Source organism: Tessaracoccus massiliensis, from assembly GCF_000826065.2.
Lineage (GTDB): Bacteria > Actinomycetota > Actinomycetes > Propionibacteriales > Propionibacteriaceae > Arachnia > Arachnia massiliensis_A.
Map to the genome: position 1 here is coordinate 530,057 of NZ_LN623543.1, position 19,637 is coordinate 549,693.

Below are 19,637 nucleotides of genomic sequence, written 5' to 3' on the forward strand. Positions count from 1 at the left end.
CCCGCCCCATCTTAGGCCCCGGTGAGGATGAGGTAGAACATGCGTCCGAGGAAGAACAGGCCCACGGCGATCGCGACGGTGATGATAGGCACGATGATGCGCTGGAACTTCTTCCACCGGGTGCTGGGCACGCCCGTCGGGCCCCAGGCGCCACGCTGCGGCTGGGCGCGCGTGGGCGCCTGGCCGTCGAGGTTCAGGTTGGAGAAGATGCGCACGGGCCCAGCTTAGCCGCGGGCCAGGTTCTCTTCGACGAGCGCGGCGGCGCGTGCCAACGCCTCCAGCTGCGCCACGACGGCGGTCTGCCGCCAGCCGGCCATCCCGCAGGCGGTGCCGAGCATCAGGTGATCCCCGGGATCGGCCTGGATCTCGCGCAGCACGCGCAGCGCCTCGTCGACGAGCTGATCCACGCTCTGCGGCGCGGCGGCGGTGTCCACCACGCCCAGGATGAGGGTGCGCCGCTCGTCGGCCCACTGCGCCACCTCATCGAGGTCCGCCAGCCTGGAGTCGACGGCGGCCCCGGCGAACCCCGCGCGCCTGGCCACGTCGAGCCACAGCCCGGGGGCGCAGCTGTGGAGCACCGCCCCCTCGGCGAGCGGCTTGAGCGACTCCACCGCCTCCGGCTCCTTGACGCTGCGGTGCCTGCTGAAGCCTGAAGCCGTGGGGATCTGACCGTCGAGGACGGCACGCAGCGCGGGCTCGTCCACCTGGAGCCAGACCGGCACGCCGGGTAGCCGGCGGGCGAGCTCACCTCGGAGGGTCGCCACGCCGTCGACGAGGGCTTGGGCCAGTTCGCGGCGCGCCCCGTGATCGGCGAGCAGCCGGTCTCCGGCGGGCCGTTCCACGGAGGAGGCCAGCGTGAGCGGGCCCGCGACGGCCACCTTGAGCGTCCCCTCGAAGCCCTGGAGCAATTCCTCGGCGTCGTCGAGGTCATGGCGCCACTGCGCACGGGCCTTACGGTGTTCAGCGTCCGGGTGGTGCGTCAGCCGCCAGCCGGCGGGCTGCAGGTCGAAATCGAGGCCCTCGATCAGCCCGAGCGTGCGGCCGATCATCGCGGAGCCAGCTCCCCTGCCCGGCAACTCCGGCAGCGGCAGCACATCTGGCAGCGCCTCGGCCATGGCGCCCAGCGCGCCCCGGAAATCGGTACCGGGCAGCGACCCGGCGGCAGTGACGCGCATCAGCGCGCCTCGGCGATCACGGCGGAGCCCACCACGCGGCTGCCGTCGTAGACCACCACGGTCTGGCCGGGCGCCACGCCCGAGGCAGGCTCGTCGAGCGCCACGGTGAGCCCGCCGTCGAGAAGGGCGACGGTGGCGTCCTGCGGCGTGCCGTGCGCGCGGTACTGCGCCTGCCCCCGCCACGGGCCCTCGACGGGGGACTCGGTCCATGTGGGGCGGATCCCGCGCAGCTGCGTGACCGCCAGGTCAGCGCGGGAGCCCACGACGACGGTGTTGCTCACCGGCTGGATGCTCAGCACGTAACGGGGCTCGCCGGTGGGCGCGGGTACCCGCAGGTCGAGGCCCTTGCGCTGGCCGACGGTGTAGCGGTGGTGGCCCTGATGCTCGCCCAGCACCTGACCGTCGGCGTCGACGATGGGGCCGGGCTTGTCGTCGAGGTGGCGCGCCAGGAAACCCTGTGTGTCGCCGTCGGCGATGAAGCAGGTGTCGTGCGAATCGGGCTTCTTGGCCACGCCGAAGCCCAGGGCCGCGGCCTCCTCGCGGACGACGGGCTTCTCCACGTCGAACAGCGGGAACAGGCAGCGGCTGAGCTGCTCCTGGTTGAGCATGCCCAGCACGTAGGACTGGTCCTTGGCGAAGTCCGCGGCGCGGTGCAGCGACACCGAGCAGTCGTCATGGCGACGCAGATCCGCGTAGTGCCCGGTGGCCACCGCGTCGAAGCCCAGAGCGAGGCCCCGGTCGAGGACGGCGGCGAACTTGATCTTCTCGTTGCAGCGCAGGCAGGGATTGGGGGTGCGGCCGGCCTGGTACTCGCTGATGAAGTCCTCCACCACGGCCTCGTGGAACTCCTCGGCGAAGTCCCACACGTAGAAGGGGATGTCGAGCTTGTCGGCCACGCGCCGCGCGTCGTGCGAGTCCTCGAGGGAGCAGCAGCCGCGGGCGCCGGAACGGTAGGAGGCGGGGTTCTTCGACAGCGCCAGGTGCACGCCGGTGACGTCGTGGCCCTCCGCAACGAGGCGCGCGGCGGCGACGGCGGAGTCCACTCCCCCGGACATGGCAACCAGTACGCGCATGGCTTCTCCTTCAGGTCGACGGCCCAGTCTACGCGCCCGGCCAGAGCCAGTGCATCGTTCTTGCATCATCTATGATGTACTCATGCGAACCACGGTTGATCTGCCCCCCGCGGTGCACCGGCGCGCGAAGGAGCTCGCGGCCCGACGCGGCATGTCCCTGTCTGCACTCCTGGCCGAGCTCACCACCCTGCAACTGTCGCAGGCGGACGAGGCTCCCGTCATCGGCTCTGACCCCCTGACGGGATTCCCCACCGTGCACGTTGGCCGCGTCATCACCAGCGGCGAAGTCGCCGACCTGCTGGATGACGAGTGAGCTTCCTGTTGGACGCCGACGTCCTGATCGCACTGACCCACCCTGAGCACGAGCATCACGAGAGGGCTCGACGGTGGGTCGCCGCCACGGAGGCCCCCGTGGCTGTGTGTCCCGTGGTCGAAGGGGCACTGGTGCGGTTCATGATCCGTATCGGGCATGCTCCGGGCACCGTCACTCTTCTTCTTTCCCGGCTCGCGGCCATGCCCGGTTATCAGTGGTGGCCAGATTCCGTTTCCTACCGTGAGGTCAATCTGAGCGGGTTACGAGGTCACCGCCAGGTCACAGACGCCTACCTTGTCGCTCTGGCAATGGCGCACGGTGCACAACTCGCCACGCTCGACGCCGGCCTCCGCGTGGCCCATCCCGAGGGGTCGCTGCTCATCCCAGATTGACCCGCACGTCCTCAATCCAGTGTGACCTCGGCCCAGCGATCTGCAGGAGGCAACTCTCGCAGCCCCCGCTGCGCGACCGCCACGATGACGGCTGCCAGCGCGATACCGGCGAAGATGCCCAGGGTCCACCTGTCGCCCACCAGGGCGATACCCCATCCGCCGATGGCCGGCCCCCTGACCAGACCGATGACCTCCGGGCGGTGCCCGGCCAGTTGCAGAATCATGATCACCGTGGCGAGCAACCCGTTGCCTGCCAGGTTGAGCAGCATGAAGGCGCCGCACGCCCACACGAGCAGCGGCGCCTTCCGGCAGAACGACAGACCTGCTGCGAAGTCACCCCACGCCGACGCGGCCTGGTTGCGCTGAGGCCGGTGATCCCCGCTGATCGCCAGGTTGGTCACCAGCGCGACCACAAAGGCAACCCCCTGGGCGATGAAGGGCACCACTCTCTTCGCACTGGCCCCGCTCAGCCCCTGATCGCCGTCAGAAGGCAGCCCGGGCCTGGGCGAGGGCCTCGGGCAGCGCACGGCAGGCTTCGTCGATGTCGGCGTCGGTGGTGGACCACCCGATGGAGAACCGAAGCGACTGCACCGCCTCGTCCGGAGTGCGGCCCATCGCCAGCAGTACATCGCTGGGCTGATGCACGCCGGCCTTGCAGGCCGAGCCCACCGACGCGTGGATGCCGCGCTGATCCAGCAGGAACAGCAGGTCGTCGGCGCGCACGCCGTCGAAGGTGACATTGACGATGTGAGGAGCCCCGTCCTCACGGCTGTTGAGCCTGCCCCCGGCGGCGACGGCGGCCTCGGCGATCCGTCCGCTCAGCGCTCGCAGCCGCGCCGCCTCGGTCTCCAGGTCCTCGACGGCGAGGCTCGCCGCCCGCGCGAAGGCAGCGGCCAGCGCCACGGGCACGGTGCCGGAGCGCAACTCCCGTTCCTGCCCCCCGCCGAGGCCGGTGGCGCGCGGCACCACCTCTCCCTGCCCCCCGCCGAGGCCGGTGGCGCGCGGCACCACCTCGCGGCGCGCCAGCAGGGCCCCCACCCCCACCGGCCCGCCGATCTTGTGTGCCGACAGGCTCATGAGATCCGCGCCGCTGGCCGCGAAGTCCACTGGCAGGTGCCCCAGCGCCTGGACGGCGTCGGTGTGCATCCAGGCCCCGGACGCCCGGGCCAGCTCGGCCACCTCGGCCACCGGCTGGACCACCCCGGTCTCGTTGTTGACCGCCATCACGGAGACGACGGCCGCCGTGTCGTCGATCAGCTGAGTCGCTGCCGCAACGTCGAGCACGCCGTCGGAGGTGACAGGCATCAGTTCAGCGCCCCAGGCCGTGGCTCCGAGCACAGCCGGGTGCTCGATGGCCGAGACCAGGCAACGCTCGCGGCCGTCCTCCCGACGACGGGCCCAGCCGCCCAGCACCGCGATGCTGTCCGCCTCGGACCCGCCCGAGGTGAAGATGACCTCCGTGGGATGCGCGCCGACGGTCGCGGCCAGCTCCTCGCGGGCCTCCTCCAGCACCGCACGGGCGCGCTGCCCCGGGCGGTGCAGCGACGACGGGTTGCCCACCAGCGCCGCCAGCTCTCCCGACACCGTGACGAGTTCCGGGCGGAGCGGCGAGGTCGCGGCGTGATCCAGATAGACGGACATGCCGCCAGCCTAAGCCGTCGATTTAGTCCGGCATCGAATCAGGTGGCAGAATGAACCGCCGCCCACACTCCCCGATGAAAGACAGCATGAGCCCCCTCCCCACCCCGGATACCAGCGCCCTAGGCGCCCGCATCGCCGACGGCGGAGTCAGCTTCGGATTGTGGGCCCCGCGTGCCACCGCGGTGGAACTGGTGTTGGTGGACGCGCTCAACCAGCAGCACAACCACCACATGGCTGTCGACGAGCACGGCATCTGGACGATCCACATCCCCGGCATCGGCGCCGGGCAGGCCTACGGATTCCGCGTGCACGGCCCCTGGGATCCGAATGCCGGCAGCCGGTTCAACCCGGCGCGCCTCCTGCTCGACCCCTACGCCAAGGCCATCGGCGGCGGCGTGGACTTCCGCGGCCCCATCCTTGACCACGTCCCAGGCGACCCCTTCACGATCTCCACGAAGGACTCCTTCGGCGCGGTGCCGCTGTCGATCGTGGTGGAGGAGACCCCTCCGCCGACGCCCATCGCGCGGCGCCGTCCCATGTCCGAGACGATCATCTACGAGACGCACCTGCGCGGCTTCACCAAGATGCACCCCGATGTGCCGGAGCACCTGCGCGGCTCGTACCTGGGCATGGCGGATCCCGCGGTCATCGAGTATCTGGTGGATCTGGGCATCACCGCCGTCGAGTTCCTGCCGCTGCACCACTTCGTCTCCGAGCCCTTCATCGTGGCCAAGGGGCTGCGCAACTACTGGGGCTACAACACCCTCGGGTTCTTCGCGCCGCACGCGTTCTACGCCACGCGCGGCACCGTCGGCAACCAGGTCACGCAGTTCAAGCGGATGGTCTCCGCCCTGCACGAGGCGGGCGTCGAGGTGCTCCTCGACGTGGTCTACAACCACACCGGCGAGGGCGGGCATCAGGGCCCCACGCTGTCGATGCGCGGCATCGACCACCATGCCTACTACCGCCTGACCAACGACCGCCGCAACGACTACGACGTCACCGGCTGCGGCAACTCCGTCAACACGGCGCACCCGATGGTGCTGCAACTGGTGATGGACTCGCTGAAGTACTGGGTCACAGAAATGGGCGTCGACGGCTTCCGCTTCGACCTGGCCACCACCATGATCCGCGACGCGGCGCACCACGTGGACCAGCACCACCACTTCAAGCAGTTGCTGGCCGCAGACCCGGTCTTCGACGACATCAAGATCATCGCCGAGCCCTGGGACGTCGGCCCCTACGGCTACCAGGTGGGCGCCTACGGGCCCGGGTGGCACGAATGGAACGACCGGTTCCGTGACCACGCCCGCGACTACTGGCGCGGCGCCGTGCACGGCGTCCAGGAGCTCGCCACCCGCCTGGCCGGGTCCCCCGACCTGTTCGACCAGCCGGGCCGCAGCCCCCAGTCGAGCATCAACTACGTCACTGCGCACGACGGCTTCACCATGCACGACCTGGTCAGCTACGACGTCAAGCACAACCTCGACAACGGTGAGGCCAACCGCGACGGCACGGACAACAACCGCTCCTGGAACCACGGCTGGGAGGGCGAGACCACGGACCCGGCGATCAACGCGTTGCGCCGCCGTCAGGTGCTCAACCTGATGGCCACGCAACTCCTCGCCGCGGGCACCCCCATGCTGACGGCTGGCGACGAGTTCGGCCGCACGCAGAAGGGCAACAACAACGCCTACTGCCAGGATTCGCCCATCTCCTGGGTCAACTGGGACATCGCGCCTGAATGGCAGGAGGTGCGTGAGCGCATCCGCAGCCTCATCCGTATCCGCCAGGAGCACTGCGCGTTCCGCCCCACGGATTTCGCGTACCACACGGAGATCATGACCGAGCAGGGCGAGAACCTGCAGCGCGTGGACCTCACCTGGATGGACGGCCAGTACGGCGAGATGGGCCAGGATGCGTGGCACGACGGCAGCCGCCGCCTGTTGGGCATGTACGTCTCGAACGACCACGAGGGTTTCCTCACCTGGTTCAACTCGGACCCTGAGCCCCAGCGCATCGTGCTGCCCACCCTCCCCTGGGGCCACGCGTACGAGGTCATCTGGCACTCGGGCGACGAGGGCGAGCTGCCGGAGGGTGAACTGCCCGCGCTGGGCGAGTTCGACATCCCGGGCCGCACGGTGGCCCTGATGCGGGTGAGCGTGCCCACCACGTCGAAGGAGCTGCTGGGGCTCCAGGCCGAGGCTGAGCCCTCGTCGTTCGACCTTCTCTCCTGAGACACGCCCAGGCGCATGCCCTAGGCTGGGACGCGTGACTGAGGACATCTCGCCCCGTGTAAGTAAGCGCATCGTCCGGACCGACGGCGGCCTCGGCCGTATCCCCGTCACCGGAGTCTCCCCCGTCCTGGAGGGGGGTGCCTACCCCGTCAAGGCCGTCGTGCACGAACGGCTCCTGATCCAGGCCAATGTGTTCCGCGAGGGCCACGACGCGGTCAACGCGTCGGTCATCCTCACCTCCCCCGGGGGCACGCAGCGCCGCGTCGACATGAAGCAGGTCGAGCCGAAGGGTCTCGACATCTGGCAGGCGCACGTGCGGATGGCCGCGGAGGGCGACTGGACCTACCGCATCGAGGGCTGGTCAGATCCGTGGGGCACCTGGCGCCACGCGGCGGAGAAGAAGCTGCCCGTCGGCGTCGACGTGGAGCTGGTCTGCATGGAGGGCCGCGACCTCCTGGAGCGCTCCGCGCAGCACGCCGAGCAGTTGCGCGTGCCCGGCGCCGCCAACACGCTGCGCGGCGCGGCGCAGACGCTCACGCCTGAGACCGAGGTCGAGGAGCTCCTCGAGCTGATCGCCTCGGCCCCCATCCAGCGGGCCATGGCCCGCTTCGGCCCCCGCGAGTTGGTCTCCCCCACCGCCGAGTACCCCATCCGCGTCGAGCGCCGCCGGGCGCTGTCCTCGTCGTGGTACGAGTTCTTCCCCAGCGGGCCATGGCCCGCTTCGGCCCCCGCGAGTTGGTCTCCCCCACCGCCGAGTACCCCATCCGCGTCGAGCGCCGCCGGGCGCTGTACTCGTCGTGGTACGAGTTCTTCCCGCGCTCGCAGGGCGCCTGGGTGGACGAGCACGGCACCTGGCACTCCGGCACGTTCGACTCCTCCCACGAGCGCCTCGAGGCCGCCGCCGCGATGGGCTTCCACGTGGTCTACCTGCCGCCCATCCACCCCATCGGCACCGCGTTCCGCAAGGGCAAGAACAACTCCCTGGAACCCGGCCCGCAGGACCCGGGCTCCCCGTGGGCGATCGGCTCCCCCGACGGCGGACACGACGCGATCCACCCCGACCTGGGCGACTTCGACAGCTTCGAGCGGTTCGTGCAGAAGGCCCGCTCCCTCGGCCTGGAGGTGGCCCTCGACCTGGCCCTCCAGGCCTCCCCCGACCACCCGTGGGTCGAGGAGCACCCCGAGTGGTTCACCACGCGCCTCGACGGCACCATCGCCTACGCGGAGAACCCGCCGAAGAAATACCAGGACATCTACCCGATCAACTTCGACCTCGACCCGGTGGGCATCTACCACGAAGTGCTGCGGATCGTGCGGTTCTGGATCGACAAGGGCGTGACCATCTTCCGCGTCGACAACCCCCACACCAAGCCCGTCGAGTTCTGGGACTGGCTGATGGGCAGGGTCTACGAGACCAACCCGGAGGTCATCTTCCTGGCCGAGGCCTTCACCCGGCCGCAGATGATGGCCGCGCTCGGCACGGTGGGCTTCCAGCAGAGCTACACCTACTTCACCTGGCGCAACGCCAAGTGGGAGCTCGAGGAGTACCTCACCGAACTGTCGTCGGAGATGGCCGATTACTACCGGCCCAACTTCTTCGTCAACACCCCGGACATCAACCCGTTCTACCTGCAGTCCGGCAACCCCGCCGCATTCGCGATCCGCGCCATCCTGGCCGCGACGATGTCGCCCACCTGGGGTGTGTACTCCGGCTTCGAACTGTTCGAGCACCAGCCCCTGGCCATCGGCAAGGAGGAGTACCTCGATTCGGAGAAGTACGAGTTCCGGCCGCGAGACTTCAACCGCGAGCCCAATCTGAACCTCCTCATGGGCAGGCTGAACGAGATCCGCGAGCAGCACCCCGCCTTGCAGCAACTGCGCGACATCCACTTCCACCACGCGGCACACGACGGCATCATCGCCTTCTCCAAGCACGACGCCGACGACGTGATCCTCGTGGTGTGTTCGCTCGATCAGGACAACACGGTGGAGTCGCCCGTCATGGTCGACTTCGACGCGCTGGGCTTCCCGGACCGCGACACGGTGGGCGTCAAGGACCTGCTGACGGGCCAGCAGTACCACTGGGGCCGCGAGGCCTTCGTGCGGCTGTATCCCGGCCAGCCCGCCCACGTCTTCCACGTGACCGCCGAATGACTGGCTCCCTGACCGAGGATCTCTGGCAGCTCGCCCTCGGGGAACGCTGGTTCTCCGGGCGCGAGGGCAGGCCGGTGGACGTCGAGCTGGGCGAGGAACTGACAACCCCCGACGGGGCGACGGTGCAGCCCGCGGTGCTCGTGGTCGAGTTCGATGACGGCCGGCAGGACCGCTTCCTGATCCCGCTGCTGCGCCGTGGCGACGCCAATCCCATCGATGCCTGCGACGACGGCGCGGTGCTGCTCGACCTCCTCTGCTCCGACGCCCCCGGCTTCGAGCGGCTGAGCGAGGTCCCCGAGGCACTGCCTGCGCGGCGCTACACCGGCGAGCAGTCCAACACCAGCATCTTCTACGGCTCCGAACTCCTCGCGAAGGTCTTCCGACGCCTGGAGCCCGGCGTCAACACAGATGTCGAGGTGCATCGGGCGCTGGCGGGCAGCGGCGTCGTCGCGGAGCTGTACGGCTCCTGGCACGTGGACGGCACGGACTACGCCGTCTTCCTCGAGGCGCTGACGGACCCGCAGGACGGCTACGTACTGGCCTGCGAATACGCCAAGGCAGGGCGCAGCTTCGCCGAGCAGGCCCGCGGCCTGGGTGAGGCCCTGGCCACCGTGCACCGGCTGTTGGCCGAGAAGTTCCCCAGCGCCACCGTCGACGGCTCCCGCCTCGCGCAGGAGTGCCTCCGGCGGTTCCGCGAGGTCGCCGACGAGGTGCCCGACGTACGGCGTCACCTGGATGCCGCCACCGGGGTCTTCCACCGGGTCGCCGACGACGAGATCGACGCCCAGCGGGTGCACGGCGACTGCCACCTGGGGCAGGTCCTCCTGAGCGAGGGCCGCTGGGTCTACGTCGACTTCGAGGGCGAGCCACTCAAGACCATTGAGGAACGCCGCCGGCCGGATTCGCCGCTGCGCGATGTGGCGGGCATGCTGCGCTCGTTCGCCTACGCGGCGGCCGTCGGCGAGGCCGACCAACAGTGGCTCGAGGAGTGCCGGGTCGCCTTCCTCGACGGTTACGGCCTGGATGACGCCAGCTCGGGCGACCTCCTGGCCGCCTACGAACTCGACAAGGCGGGCTATGAGGCCGTCTACGAGGCTCGCTTCCGGCCCTACCTCCTCAGCGTCCCGCTGGGGTTTCTGAACACTCTCACATAGCCTGCATCCCCTACCCCCGACGCGATAGATTGACGGGCACGGCTGCACGAAGGAGCACATGATGACGCACGACCAGTTCGGCGGACTGACCGGATGGGATTTCGAAGGATTCCACAACGGCGGTGACACGGAGCTGTGGCGACGCCTCGGAAGCAAGGTGGTGACCGTCCACGACGACGAGCAGGGCGAGGTCACCGGCGTCCGCTTCACCGTCTGGGCCCCCAACGCCCGCTCGGTGCAGGTCATCGGCGACTTCAACTGGTGGACCGGTGACCAGCTGCAGCTGGTGCCCGGCTCCGGCGTGTGGGCCACCTTCATCCCCGGCTTGGGCGAGGGCACGCTGTACAAGTTCCGCATCGAGACGCAGGACGGCCGGTGGATCGAGAAGGTCGACCCCATGGCCACGTTCTCGGAGCAGGCCCCGGCCAACGCGTCGATCGTCTATGAGTCGAAGTACATCTGGTCAGACGCCGAGTGGATGCAGAAGCGCCGCGAGTCGCAGGCCCACAAGGAGGCCATGAGCATCTACGAGGTGCACCTGGGCGGCTGGCGCAAGGGCAAGAGCTACCTCGACCTTGCCGAGGAACTGGTCAGCTACGTCAAGTGGCAGGGCTACACGCACGTGGAGCTCATGCCCGTGGCCGAGCACCCGTTCGAGCCCAGCTGGGGCTACCAGGTCACCGGCTACTTCTCCCCCACCTCGCGCTTCGGCAAGCCGGATGACCTGCGCTACCTGATCGACCGCCTCCACCAGGCCGGCATCGGCGTGATCATCGACTGGGTGCCCGGCCACTTCCCGAAGGACGAGTGGGCGCTCGGCCGCTTCGACGGTACGGCCCTCTACGAGCACGCAGATCCGCGTCAGGGCGAGCACCAGGACTGGGGTACCTACATCTTCAACTACGGCCGCAACGAGGTGAAGAGCTTCCTGGTCAGCAACGCGCTGTACTGGATCAAGGAGTTCCACGTCGACGGGCTGCGCGTCGACGCCGTCGCGTCGATGCTGTACCTCGACTACTCGCGCGAAGAGGGCCAGTGGGTGCCCAACGAGTACGGCGGCCGCGAAAACCTCGAGGCGATCGACTTCCTGCGCTACGTCAACCGCCACCTCTACGAGCGTGAGCCCGGCGTCATGATGATCGCCGAGGAGTCCACCAGCTTCCCCGGCGTCACCAGGCCGGTGCACGAGGGCGGCCTGGGCTTCGGCTTCAAGTGGAACATGGGCTGGATGAACGACTCGCTGCGCTACCTGCAGCAGGATCCCATCTACCGCCAGTACGAGCACGGGCTGCTCACGTTCGCGATGGTCTACCAGTACTCGGAGAACTTCATCCTGCCGATCAGCCACGACGAGGTCGTGCACGGCAAGGGCTCCATGATCAACAAGGTGCCCCAGGACGACTGGCGCAAATTCGCCACGCTGCGCGCGTTCTACTCGTTCATGTGGTCGTTCCCCGGCAAGCAGCTCATCTTCATGGGCTGCGAGTTCGGCCAGCGCTCGGAGTTCAACGAGGCCACCTCGCTCGAGTGGTGGGTCAGCGAACTGTGGGGCCACGGCGGCCTGCAGCGCCTGTTCCGCGACCTCAACCACATCTACCGCGACAACCCGGCCCTGTTCGAACTGGACAGTTCGCCGGACGGGTTCAGCTGGATCAACGCGGACGACGGCGCCCACAACACGCTGTCGTGGGTGCGTCACGATTCCGAGGGCAACCACATCGCCTGCGTGACGAACTTCTCCCCCAACCCGCTGCCCGAGTACGAGATCGGGCTGCCGTCCGGCGGCGCATGGGAGGAGATCCTCAACACCGATGCGCCCATCTACGACGGCTCCGGTGACTACGGCAACCTGGGCGAGGTGCACGCAGTCGATGAGCCGTGGGGCCACTGGCCCGCGCGCGCCAGGGTCGCCGTCCCGCCGCTCGGCTCGGTGTGGCTGCGTAAGACCGCTGGCTGAGCCCGCCACCTGACAGGACCGCTGGTTGAGCCGGGCGCCTGCGAGCTTGCGAGCAGCGCGTCCGTGTCGAAACCCCCGGAGTAGGCAAGGGAGACTGACCCCATGAGCGATTTCCGTGTCTCGGTGGACATCTCCGGCGGCGTCGGCACCCTGCGGTGGGCGGAGCAGGAGGTGGATGTCGACACGCTGCAGCGAGCCATCTCCCTGGCCGCGGACGACGCGCTGCTCGCCCACAACCTGCGCCGCCTCCAGGTGGAGCTGCCCGAGTGGGACACGGCCGCGCGGGTTGCGTTACACCGCGCGGGCTTCCGTCTGGAGGGGCGGCTGCGCTCGGCGATCGAGCCCGAGCCGGGCGTCTTCCGCGACATCCTCGTGTACTCGCGCCTCGCCGTCGACACGGTCTACGGCCCACACGGCTTCTCCGGCGTGCTGGATTCGATCCTGCCCACCAAGCGGCTGATCGCCCACGCCCTGTTCCGCGACACCGCCGGCCGCGTGCTGCTCCTGGAGACCTCCTACAAAGAGGACTGGGAGCTGCCGGGCGGCGTGGTCGAACGCGACGAGTCACCCCGCGTGGGCGGCGAGCGCGAATGCCTGGAGGAACTGGGCATCACCGTCTCGTTCGGCCAGCCGCTGCTGGTGGACTGGATGCCGCCGTACCTGGGTTGGTCGGATGCGGTGGAGTTCATCTTCGACGGCGGGGTGCTCGCCGACGACGTCGCCGCAACTCTGGGGACCGACGATCGCGAGATCGCCGCGATCCACTGGGTGGAGCCGGACGACGTGGCCGCCCACGTCACCGAGCTCTCCGCCCGCCGCATCCAGCTGATGCTCGACGGCTACCGCGGCGTCACCGAGAACGGCCACCCCATCCCCGGCCCCTGAGCGTTCGCGCGGACCCTGAGCGTTCGCCATGGCTGGTCCCTGAGCGTTCGCCATGGCTGGTCCCTGAGCGTTCGCCAGCGAGCTTTGTGAGCCAGCGAACGACGAAGGGCGCCCGCAGGTGACCTGTGAACCTCTCCCCAGTGGTGAAGGTGACAGACCGGCTGCGGGCGCCCTTCGTCGTCGCGCAGAGCGCGACGCTCAGCTCAGGGACCGGGCGCGACGCTCAGGGACCGGGCGCGACGCTCAAGGACCAGGTCAGGCCCGGCGTGCCCGGCGGGAGCGTTGCTGCTGCTGCGGGAAGCTCTTCTGCGCGGCCAGCGCGATCTTCTTCAACTGGCGACGGTCCGAGAAGGCACCGATGACGCCGCCCAGGCCGGGAATCGCCTTGCCGAACAGGCGCACGGAGCGCAGGCCGAAGCGCTTGAGCAGACGCACGCCGATGGCCTTGGTCACCCCGGACAGCTGCACCTTGGGCAGCCGCTTGGCCACCTGCTTGGAGGCGGCGCCGGCGATGGGGCCAAGCCCCACATGATCGAGGATCTCGCCGGACTCCTCCCCCACCAGGGCGGCGAGGACGCGGGCGCGCACCTCGTCGTCGCTCAGGTCGTAGCCGCGGATCTTCGCGATGGCGCCCACCATGCGGGTGGCCTGCACGTAGAACTCGAACACGTTGGCGGGCAGCAGGAACGGCAGGGTGGCGAACCCGCCGAGCCCGGTGGCGAAACCGCCGGCGGTGATTCCCCGACGGTGGCTGCGGATCACGCTGTCGACCGCTCGGTCCGCGTCGTGGCCGGACTTGTCGAGCGCCTTCTGGGCGACCTGCCCCGCGGACGCGAACGATGCCTTGCCGTCGAGGCCGATGTCCCGGAATGCGCCCACCATCCGCTCGAGCGCGCGCTCGGGGTTGTTGCCGCTGCGGACCTCCTGCAGCGCTTCACGGGTCTTATCGGGGCCGCTCTTGTCGCGACGCACCAGGCCGAAGATACCCATCGTTGCTCTCCCAATCGTCCCGACGGCGATGATCGCCGCCCCCACAAGCCTAGACGCTGATCAGATCTCCAACGAGACGCCGAACATCTGCGCGGTGGCGCGGGCTGACGGCGCGCCGGCGTCGACGTCGGCCCCGGCCTCCAGCAGCGCGGCGATCACGTCGGCCTCCTGCTTGAACACGGCTCCTGCCAGCGGCGACTGGCCGCGGTCGTTGAGCGCGTCCGGATCCGCCCCCCTGGCCAGAAGCTCACGCACCGTGGCGGCGTGTCCGTGGTAGGCGGCCAGCATCAGCAACGTGTTGCCCTCGGCATCTGTCAGGTTGGCGGGGGCGCCGGCGTCGATGTAGGCGGCCAGCCGCTCGGTCTCGCCCTGCCGGGCGCGATCGAACAACCAGTTGGCCAGCTCTGCGGGATCCGTTCCGTCGGGGATGTCGCTCATGGGAGCGAGACTAATATGCTGAGGACCGTGCCGACGACCGACTTTGCCGTTCCCACGTCCACCTACCGGTTCCAGCTGCAGGCGGATTTCACCTTTGACGACGCCGCGGAGCACCTGCCGTACCTCGCATCGCTGGGCGTGACGCACGTGTTCTGCTCGCCCATCCTGCAGGCGACGCCGGGTTCCACCCACGGCTACGACGTGGTTGACCACTCGAGCATCTCCGAGGAGTGCGGCGGCGAGGAGGGTTTCCGCCGCATGGTGGCGGCCGCCCGTGAGAACGGGCTGGGCATCATCGTCGACGTGGTGCCCAACCACATGGCGGTACCCACGCCGCTGTGGCTCAACCGTGCGTTGTGGGACGTGCTGCGCTCCGGCGCGCACTCCGAGTACGCGGGCTGGTTCGACATCGACCTCACCCGCTCCCGCGCCATCCTGATGCCCGTGCTGGGCAGGCGCATCGGCGAGGAGTTGGCCGACGGGGCCATCCGCGTGGAAACCCGCAGCATCCGCAACCGTAGGGAGCACGTCGTCGTCTACCACGACCATGTCTTCCCGGTACGCCCCGGCACCGAGGATCTCCCCCTCGACGAACTGCTGGAGAAGCAGTGGTACCGCCTGGCCTACTGGAAGGTGGGCAACGAGGAGCTCAACTACCGGCGGTTCTTCGACGTCGACACCCTCGCGGCCATCCGCGTGGAGGACCAGTCCGTCTTCGACGCAAGCCACGCCAAGCTCCTTGCGCTGTTCCACGAGGGCCTCATCGACGGCTTCCGCATCGACCATCCCGACGGCCTGGCCACCCCCCGCGGCTACCTGCGGCAACTGCACCAGGCCACCGGGGGCTGCTGGGTGGTGGTGGAGAAGATCCTCGAGCCGCACGAGCAACTCCCCAGCGGCTCGCGGTGCGCCGGCACCACCGGCTACGACGCGCTGCTGCGGGTGGAGGGCCTGTTCCACGACCCCAACCAGCTGCCGCGGCTCAACGACCTGTGGGAGCGCATCGCCGACACCTCGGAGGGCTGGTTCGGCCAGATCCTCCTGCAGGCGAAGGAGGAGGTGGTGCAGACCATGCTGTTCGCCGAGGTCAACCGCCTCACCTCGCTCGCCGTGGCGATCTGCGAATCCGATCTGCGGCTGCATGACCACACCCGCCGCAACCTCGACCGCGCGATCAGTAGGCTCCTGATCCAGATGGACCGCTACCGTGCCTACTTGGAGCCGGGGCTGCCGGCCAACGACGCCGAGGTGGCGGTCGTGCAGGAGGCGGCCGACCGGGCGCGACCCGAACTCGACGAGGACGAGCAGGCCACGCTCGATCTGGTCGTCGCGCTGGCCTGTGGCCTCGACCCCACCGGGGACGGGGGCGGCCCGGAGACGCTGCCGCCGGTCACGGCGCATCCTGTCACCACCGAGTTGCCGGATCAGGCACAGGGCGTGGCCGCGCTGCGGGCCGAGTTCATGGTGCGCTTCGCGCAGACGTGTGGGCCGGTGATGGCCAAATCCAAGGAGGACACTGCCTTCTACCGGTGGAACCGCTTCGTCGCGGTCAACGAGGTGGGCAGCGAGCCCACCGTCGTGGGCATCTCCCCGGACGCGTTCCACGACTTCTGCGAGCAGCAGGGCATCAACTGGCCCACCACCATGACCACGCTGTCGACCCACGACACCAAGCGCTCCGAGGATGTCCGGGCCCGGCTGGCCGCACTCCTGGAGCACGCGAAGGCGTGGGAGGCGTGCGTCGCCGAGCTGCGCGCCGCCACCGAAGCCAACCGCTCGCCACTGGTCGACGGGGCCACGGAGATCCTTGTCTGGCAGACCATCGCCGCCACCCGGCCGATCACCGCCGAACGCATCGACGGCTACCTCACCAAGGCCATGCGGGAAGCCAAGCGGCACACCACCTGGACCGCCCCCGACGAGGTCTACGAGCAGGCCGTGCTGGACCTGGCCCACGCCGGCCTGACCGATGAGCGCTGCGTCGCGGCCCTGGACGCGTTCGACGAGGCCACCGCCGAGACGATGCGCGTGGACGTGCTGGGCGCCAAGCTGCTCCAGCTGACGATGCCGGGGGTACCGGACGTCTACCAGGGGTGCGAGATCGTCGACCTGTCCCTCGTGGATCCGGACAACCGTCGCCCGGTGGACCTGGCGAAGCGGGCTGCGCTGCTGGAGGAGCTCGACGGTGGGGCGGCCCCCGATTCCCTGGACGCCGAGAAGTTGCTGGTCACCAGCCGAGCGCTACGGGTGCGCCGCGAGCATGCCGAGGCCTTCCGCGGCGCCCGGGCCACCTACTCCCCCGTGCCCACCACCAGCGGGCACGCCGTGGCCTTCGCCCGAGGCCTCCGCGACTCCGGTCCGGTCGCCGTGGCCGTGGCCACCCGCCTGCCCTCCCTCCTGGCCGAGCGCGGCGGCTGGGGTGAGCACCAGATCATCCTCCCCGAGGGTCGCTTCCGCTGCGCGCTGACGGGCACCGAGATCGACGGTGGCGCCCAGTTGCTCTCCGACGTGCTGGGCGACCTCCCCGTCGCGCTGCTGGTGGCGGTGCACGCATGATGCGCGCGGAGGTGTGGGCGCCCCATCCGTCGGTCGTGGAGCTGCAGCACGGCGACGCGCGCCACCCGATGCTCCAGGATCCGGAGCGTCCGGGCTGGTGGATCTCCGACCTGCACATGAACCCCGGGGACCGCTACGGCTTCGTGCTCGACGGCGAAGGGCCCTTCCCTGATCCCCGCTCACTGAGCCAGCCCGACGGCCTGCACGGCCTCAGCCGTGTCGTCGCGGTCCCTGAGCCGGGTGCCCGCGAGGAACGCGCGGCGCCGACCGACGGGATCGGCTCCCTCCGTGGCAAGGTGCTCTACGAGCTCCACGTCGGCACCTTCACCGCGGAGGGCACCCTCGACGCGGCGATCGCGCGTCTCGACGACCTGGCTGAGCTCGGCGTCGAGGCTGTGGAGCTGATGCCGCTGAGCGCTTTCGCGGGCGACCGGGGCTGGGGCTACGACGGCGTCGCCCCCTGGTCCGTCCACGCCGCGTACGGCGACCAGGAGGCCCTGGTCAGGTTCGTGGACGCGGCCCACGAGCGCGGGCTGGGCGTCGTCATCGACGTGGTGCACAACCATCTGGGCCCGGAGGGTAACTACCTGTCCCACTTCGGGCCGTACTTCACGAACAAACACTCGACGCCGTGGGGCGATGCGGTCAACCTCGATGATGTGGGCGCCGAGCACGTGCGGGACTTCTTCATCGGCTCGGCGCGTCACTTCCTGGTGAACGTGGGCGCGGACGGCTTGCGCCTTGACGCGGTGCACGCCCTGGGCGACGACTCCGAGTACCACTTCCTCGCGCAGCTCTCCGACTGCGTGACCGCGTGGGAGAAGGAGACCGGCCGTGCGCTGACGCTGGTCGCGGAGTCGGACCTCAACCTGCCGGCGATGGTCTCCCCCGTGGGCACCACCCCGGAGGCCCGCGGCATGGACGGGCAGTGGGCCGACGACGTGCACCACGCGCTGCACGCGTTCTTCGGGCGCGAGACGCAGGGCTACTACGTCGATTTCGGCACGCCCGAGGTGCTGGCCAAGTCACTGACCCGCGTCTTCGTGCACGACGGGATGCACTCCACGTTCCGCGACGCCCACTGGGGCGCCCCGGTGCTGCCGGACAGCCCGCACTATGACGGGCACTCGTTCGTGGCGTTCCTGCAGAACCATGACCAGGTGGGTAATCGCGCCGTCGGGGACCGCTTCCACATGCACGCTGGGCCCGCAGAGCAGGCGGCGGCGGCCGCGCTCTACCTGCTGAGCGCCTACACGCCGATGATCTTCATGGGTGAGGAGTGGGCCGCCTCCACACCGTTCCCGTATTTCAGCCATCTGGGGCCGGAGCTCGGCCCGCACGTGACGGAGGGCAGGGCGCGCGAGTTCGCGGCCATGGGCTGGGACGTCGAAACGCCGGATCCCCAGGCCGAGTCGACCTTTGACAGCGCCAAGCTCCGCTGGGCCGAGCGCGACCAGGGCGAACACGCACGGATGCTGGAGTGGTACCGCACGCTGCTGCGGCTGCGCCGTGAGCACCCCGAACTGCGGGATCCGGACCTGCACACCGTGGAGGTGGAGATCCTCGACGACGACACCCTCACCATGCGCCGCGGGCCCATCACCATCACCGCCACGCGCCGTGCCGGCGAGAACGGTGAGGAGCCGTCGAGCGCCTGCACCGTCGCGATCACCGACGGCGAGGCTTCGCGCACCCTGGCAAGATGGACCCATGACTGATGCGAACTTCACGCGCCCGGGCGCGGTAGACCTGTCCTCCCTGTCCGAGGCTGCCCAGCCGACGGCCGGCGGTGCCTACGTGACCACCGTTTCTGAGGCGGATTTCAACGACCTGGCGGCCAAGTCCGTCCAGCACCCGGTCATCGTCGAGTTCCACTCCCCGCGCGACCCCAACGGTCAGGCCGTCTCCTCGGCGCTGGCGGAGCTGGTCAACGCGGGCGAGGGGCGATTCCTGCTGGGCAGGGTCGACGTCGACGCCGAGCCGCGCCTCGCCCAGGCCCTGGGCGTGCAGGCCGTGCCCACCGTCGTGGCGCTGATCGGCGGGCAGATGGCGCCGCTGTTCCAGGGCACGAAGTCCCGCGAGGAGATCTCGGCGATGCTCGACCAGATCGCGCAGCTCGCCGTCGCCAACGGCATGACGGGCCGCGCCCAGCCCGTCGCCGGCGCCGCCCCCGCACCCAACGGGGAGGCGGGCGCGCAGCCGGCCGCCAACCCCCGCTTCGCCAAGGCCGACGCCGCCCTCGAGGCAGGCGACTTCGCCCTGGCGGTCAAGGAGTTCGACGAGTTGCTGAAGGAGACGCCCAACGACGCCGAGGTCATCGCCGGACGCGCCCAGAGCGCGCTGCTGGACCGGTCCTCGTCGTTCAACGCGCAGGAGATCGTGGAGAAGGCCTCCGCGCAGCCCGACGACGTGGCGGCCCAGTTCGACGCCGCAGATCTCGAGGTCATCAACGGCCGCTACGAGGAGGCCTTCGACCGCCTCCTGGGGCTGGCCGCCGAGTCCGACGCCGACCAGCGCGACCTCATCCGCGTGCGCCTGCTGGAACTCTTCGAGGTCGTGGGCCGCACGGAACAGGTCGTCCTGAAGGCCCGCCGCCGCCTCGCCTCCGTCCTGTTCTGACCGGCCGCAACTGACGGCAACTGGCGCCCCGGGCGACCCCGCTGGATAGCATG

At 69.6% G+C, this 19,637-nt stretch carries 16 protein-coding genes and 1 pseudogene; 10 read left to right on the forward strand and 7 right to left on the reverse strand.

What is annotated here, in order from left to right; translation table 11 throughout:
- Positions 1-11: 11 nt before the first annotated feature.
- The 3 genes from BN1186_RS13015 to mnmA are packed head-to-tail and all read right to left on the reverse strand — an operon-like array spanning position 12 to position 2,248.
- Positions 12-215: a hypothetical protein gene (locus tag BN1186_RS13015; RefSeq protein ID WP_040284434.1), complete on the reverse strand. Its 204-nt coding sequence runs from the start codon at positions 213-215 to the stop codon at positions 12-14.
- Positions 216-224: 9 nt separating this feature from the next.
- On the reverse strand, positions 225-1,175 hold the full coding sequence (locus BN1186_RS13020) for a uroporphyrinogen decarboxylase/cobalamine-independent methonine synthase family protein (protein WP_040284435.1): 951 nt from the start codon (positions 1,173-1,175) through the stop codon (positions 225-227).
- A complete protein-coding gene (gene mnmA, locus BN1186_RS13025; protein ID WP_052460157.1) occupies positions 1,175-2,248 on the reverse strand; it encodes a tRNA 2-thiouridine(34) synthase MnmA in 1,074 nt (357 codons plus the stop codon). The genes BN1186_RS13020 and mnmA overlap by 1 nt, the downstream gene beginning before the upstream one ends.
- A gap of 82 nt (positions 2,249-2,330) precedes the next feature.
- On the opposite strand from mnmA, the gene BN1186_RS13030 reads away from it, so the two are divergent.
- A complete protein-coding gene (locus BN1186_RS13030) occupies positions 2,331-2,561 on the forward strand; it encodes a ribbon-helix-helix domain-containing protein (RefSeq protein WP_040284436.1) in 231 nt (76 codons plus the stop codon).
- On the forward strand, positions 2,558-2,953 hold the full coding sequence (locus BN1186_RS13035; protein WP_040284437.1) for a TA system VapC family ribonuclease toxin: 396 nt from the start codon (positions 2,558-2,560) through the stop codon (positions 2,951-2,953). Before BN1186_RS13030 ends, BN1186_RS13035 begins: the two co-directional genes overlap by 4 nt.
- An 11-nt stretch (positions 2,954-2,964) precedes the next feature.
- On the opposite strand, the gene BN1186_RS13040 is transcribed toward BN1186_RS13035, so the two are convergent.
- Together BN1186_RS13040 and BN1186_RS13045 are read right to left on the reverse strand one after the other, a co-directional pair.
- A complete protein-coding gene (locus BN1186_RS13040) occupies positions 2,965-3,396 on the reverse strand; it encodes a hypothetical protein (RefSeq protein ID WP_139651105.1) in 432 nt (143 codons plus the stop codon).
- Positions 3,397-3,436: 40 nt separating this feature from the next.
- The gene (locus BN1186_RS13045; protein ID WP_040284439.1) at positions 3,437-4,594 is read right to left on the reverse strand and encodes a cysteine desulfurase family protein; all 1,158 of its coding nucleotides are present in this window, start codon (positions 4,592-4,594) and stop codon (positions 3,437-3,439) included.
- Positions 4,595-4,680: 86 nt separating this feature from the next.
- On the opposite strand from BN1186_RS13045, the gene glgX reads away from it, so the two are divergent.
- The 5 genes and pseudogenes from glgX to BN1186_RS13070 all read left to right on the forward strand — a co-directional run bounded on the left by glgX (position 4,681) and on the right by BN1186_RS13070 (position 12,981).
- Complete coding sequence (glgX, locus tag BN1186_RS13050) at positions 4,681-6,831, forward strand: glycogen debranching protein GlgX (RefSeq protein WP_074437041.1); 2,151 nt, start codon at positions 4,681-4,683, stop codon at positions 6,829-6,831.
- A gap of 100 nt (positions 6,832-6,931) precedes the next feature.
- A pseudogene (locus BN1186_RS13055) lies at positions 6,932-8,985 on the forward strand (alpha-1,4-glucan--maltose-1-phosphate maltosyltransferase).
- Positions 8,982-10,139 carry a phosphotransferase gene (locus tag BN1186_RS13060; RefSeq protein WP_052460159.1) on the forward strand — a complete coding sequence of 386 codons (1,158 nt, stop codon included), beginning with the start codon at positions 8,982-8,984 and terminating at the stop codon, positions 10,137-10,139. Before BN1186_RS13055 ends, BN1186_RS13060 begins: the two are co-directional and overlap by 4 nt.
- A 61-nt stretch (positions 10,140-10,200) precedes the next feature.
- Entirely contained in the window at positions 10,201-12,096 is a 1,896-nt protein-coding gene (gene glgB, locus BN1186_RS13065) for a 1,4-alpha-glucan branching protein GlgB (RefSeq protein ID WP_040284884.1), read from the forward strand.
- 102 nt (positions 12,097-12,198) lie between these two features.
- A complete protein-coding gene (locus tag BN1186_RS13070) occupies positions 12,199-12,981 on the forward strand; it encodes an NUDIX hydrolase (protein WP_040284441.1) in 783 nt (260 codons plus the stop codon).
- Between the two features lie 255 nt (positions 12,982-13,236).
- Here BN1186_RS13070 and BN1186_RS13075 read toward each other — a convergent pair whose 3' ends face one another.
- Both BN1186_RS13075 and BN1186_RS13080 read right to left on the reverse strand, forming a co-directional pair.
- Positions 13,237-13,971, reverse strand: a complete 735-nt coding sequence (locus BN1186_RS13075; protein WP_040284442.1) for an EcsC family protein — start codon at positions 13,969-13,971, stop codon at positions 13,237-13,239.
- A 60-nt stretch (positions 13,972-14,031) separates the two neighbouring features.
- On the reverse strand, positions 14,032-14,409 hold the full coding sequence (locus BN1186_RS13080) for an ankyrin repeat domain-containing protein (protein ID WP_040284443.1): 378 nt from the start codon (positions 14,407-14,409) through the stop codon (positions 14,032-14,034).
- A 27-nt stretch (positions 14,410-14,436) separates the two neighbouring features.
- Here BN1186_RS13080 and treY point away from each other — a divergent pair, with 27 nt between their 5' ends.
- The 3 genes from treY to BN1186_RS13095 are packed head-to-tail and all read left to right on the forward strand — an operon-like array spanning position 14,437 to position 19,584.
- Positions 14,437-16,965, forward strand: a complete 2,529-nt coding sequence (gene treY / locus BN1186_RS13085; RefSeq protein WP_246043318.1) for a malto-oligosyltrehalose synthase — start codon at positions 14,437-14,439, stop codon at positions 16,963-16,965.
- Entirely contained in the window at positions 16,962-18,683 is a 1,722-nt protein-coding gene (gene treZ / locus BN1186_RS13090; protein WP_052460160.1) for a malto-oligosyltrehalose trehalohydrolase, read from the forward strand. Before treY ends, treZ begins: the two co-directional genes overlap by 4 nt.
- Positions 18,676-19,584 (forward strand): tetratricopeptide repeat protein, encoded by a 909-nt coding sequence (locus BN1186_RS13095; protein ID WP_040284445.1) that lies wholly within the window; start codon positions 18,676-18,678, stop codon positions 19,582-19,584. Before treZ ends, BN1186_RS13095 begins: the two co-directional genes overlap by 8 nt.
- The last annotated feature ends 53 nt before the right edge of the window (positions 19,585-19,637 follow it).

Excerpts from the sequence above, each read along its gene's own strand:
- BN1186_RS13080 (WP_040284443.1), bottom strand. The coding sequence starts at position 14,409 with ATGAGCGACATCCCCGACGGAACGGATCCCGCAGAGCTGGCCAACTGG.
- glgX (WP_074437041.1), top strand. The coding sequence starts at position 4,681 with ATGAGCCCCCTCCCCACCCCGGATACCAGCGCCCTAGGCGCCCGCATC.
- mnmA (WP_052460157.1), bottom strand. The coding sequence starts at position 2,248 with ATGCGCGTACTGGTTGCCATGTCCGGGGGAGTGGACTCCGCCGTCGCC.
- BN1186_RS13030 (WP_040284436.1), top strand. The coding sequence starts at position 2,331 with ATGCGAACCACGGTTGATCTGCCCCCCGCGGTGCACCGGCGCGCGAAG.
- BN1186_RS13075 (WP_040284442.1), bottom strand. The coding sequence starts at position 13,971 with ATGGGTATCTTCGGCCTGGTGCGTCGCGACAAGAGCGGCCCCGATAAG.
- BN1186_RS13045 (WP_040284439.1), bottom strand. The coding sequence starts at position 4,594 with ATGTCCGTCTATCTGGATCACGCCGCGACCTCGCCGCTCCGCCCGGAA.
- BN1186_RS13070 (WP_040284441.1), top strand. The coding sequence starts at position 12,199 with ATGAGCGATTTCCGTGTCTCGGTGGACATCTCCGGCGGCGTCGGCACC.
- BN1186_RS13020 (WP_040284435.1), bottom strand. The coding sequence starts at position 1,175 with ATGCGCGTCACTGCCGCCGGGTCGCTGCCCGGTACCGATTTCCGGGGC.
- BN1186_RS13060 (WP_052460159.1), top strand. The coding sequence starts at position 8,982 with ATGACTGGCTCCCTGACCGAGGATCTCTGGCAGCTCGCCCTCGGGGAA.
- glgB (WP_040284884.1), top strand. The coding sequence starts at position 10,201 with ATGACGCACGACCAGTTCGGCGGACTGACCGGATGGGATTTCGAAGGA.
- treZ (WP_052460160.1), top strand. The coding sequence starts at position 16,962 with ATGATGCGCGCGGAGGTGTGGGCGCCCCATCCGTCGGTCGTGGAGCTG.
- BN1186_RS13095 (WP_040284445.1), top strand. The coding sequence starts at position 18,676 with ATGACTGATGCGAACTTCACGCGCCCGGGCGCGGTAGACCTGTCCTCC.